We start from the raw sequence: 1,302 nt of genomic DNA on the forward strand, positions 1-1,302 counted from the left end.
TGTCCAGCGGATAGCTAGGTAACAGTTCAGACCGGATAGCTAGGTAACACTTCCGAGGGATTGAAGGCTTCGACGCTTAAGCGTCGAAGCCTGTTTGTCTTTTGATCGATGCGCCCGATGGGCAGGTCGTAGAAGCGGACGGCCCAGTCACCGAGTTCGGTCTCCTCTATGGCGACGGCCTCTCCGGCGAGGGCCGAGGAGATGTGGATCAAGTCGCCGCGCCACTTGATCTCGCCGTTGGATCTCACCTGCCTGACCGCGGCCTCTGGCGGATAGTCGGGCTCGGGGATGGACCTGGGAAGCTTGCGGGACGAGGGGTGATAGAGGGCCGCGGGCGGAAGCTGCTTGAGAGCCTCGTGAGGGCGCTGGTGGTTGTACTCCTGGCGGAAGGCGGCGAAGCGCTCGGCTTGAGCGGCCTGGTTGGGTGGCGGCGGTCGCATGGCCTCCAGCAGGGTGAGGTGGAAGCGTTCGTGGCGACCGTTCTGCTGCGGATGGCCCGGGGTGATGCGCTCGTGGCGGACGCCAAGCTTGGCCCACCAGACGCTAAGCTGGGTCAGGCCGGTGACCCCGGTCGAGGCGAACGGCGGACCATTGTCGGAGCGGATCACCTGCGGCAAACCGAACTCGCTGAAGGCCTGCTCGAACCAGGGCCGGGCCTCCTCTTCCCGCGTGCTGGACCCGGCCGACAGGGCCAGCAGGTAGCGGCTGAAGCTGTCGGTCATGGTCAGCGGCTCGCAGCGCCGACCATCGCCAAGCCGGGTCCAGCCCTTGTGATCGACCGCCCAGACATGGTTGGGCCGCTCCGGCGTCGTCAGCCCGCCCAGCGTCGGCGGCGCGCGGCGACGGCGATGGCGCGGCGCGACCAGGCCCGCCCGCTTCAGGATCTCACCCGCCGTCGAGGCCGCCGGCCAATCCAGATGAGGGTGATCCAGCCGAAGCCGCGCCACGACCTTGCGCGGACCCCAGCTCGGATGCGCCGCCTTCACCTGCAGGATCGCATCCGCCAGGGACGCATCCGTCGCACGACCATGCCGATGCGGCGCGCAAGACCGAGCCGCAAGACCCAAGGCCCCCTCAAGCCGATAGCGCTCAAGCCACTTGTAGCCCGTCTTGCGACTGATCCCGTAGGCCGCGCAGGCCTCCGTCATCGTCCAGTCCCCAGACAGGCAAGCCGATACAAAGCCCAGTCTCTGGTCCAAAGCACAGCTCTCCAGCCACGGCATCGGAACCTCCTCCTTCGCAGGAGAAGACTGTCACCCATCTATCCGGGCTGTTCTGTCACCACTCTATCCGGGCTGCACA

The 1,302-nt window shown here is 66.7% G+C and carries 1 protein-coding gene; it reads right to left on the minus strand.

The annotated features are described in order from the left end of the window. Positions 1–26: 26 nt before the first annotated feature. Positions 27–1,223, minus strand: a complete 1,197-nt coding sequence (locus ACE3TA_RS22580; protein ID WP_374576575.1) for an IS481 family transposase — start codon at positions 1,221–1,223, stop codon at positions 27–29. Positions 1,224–1,302: the final 79 nt, after the last annotated feature.

This window comes from Phenylobacterium sp. (assembly GCF_041916435.1).
GTDB lineage: Bacteria > Pseudomonadota > Alphaproteobacteria > Caulobacterales > Caulobacteraceae > Phenylobacterium.

Excerpts from the sequence above, each read along its gene's own strand:
- ACE3TA_RS22580 (WP_374576575.1), bottom strand. The coding sequence starts at position 1,223 with ATGCCGTGGCTGGAGAGCTGTGCTTTGGACCAGAGACTGGGCTTTGTA.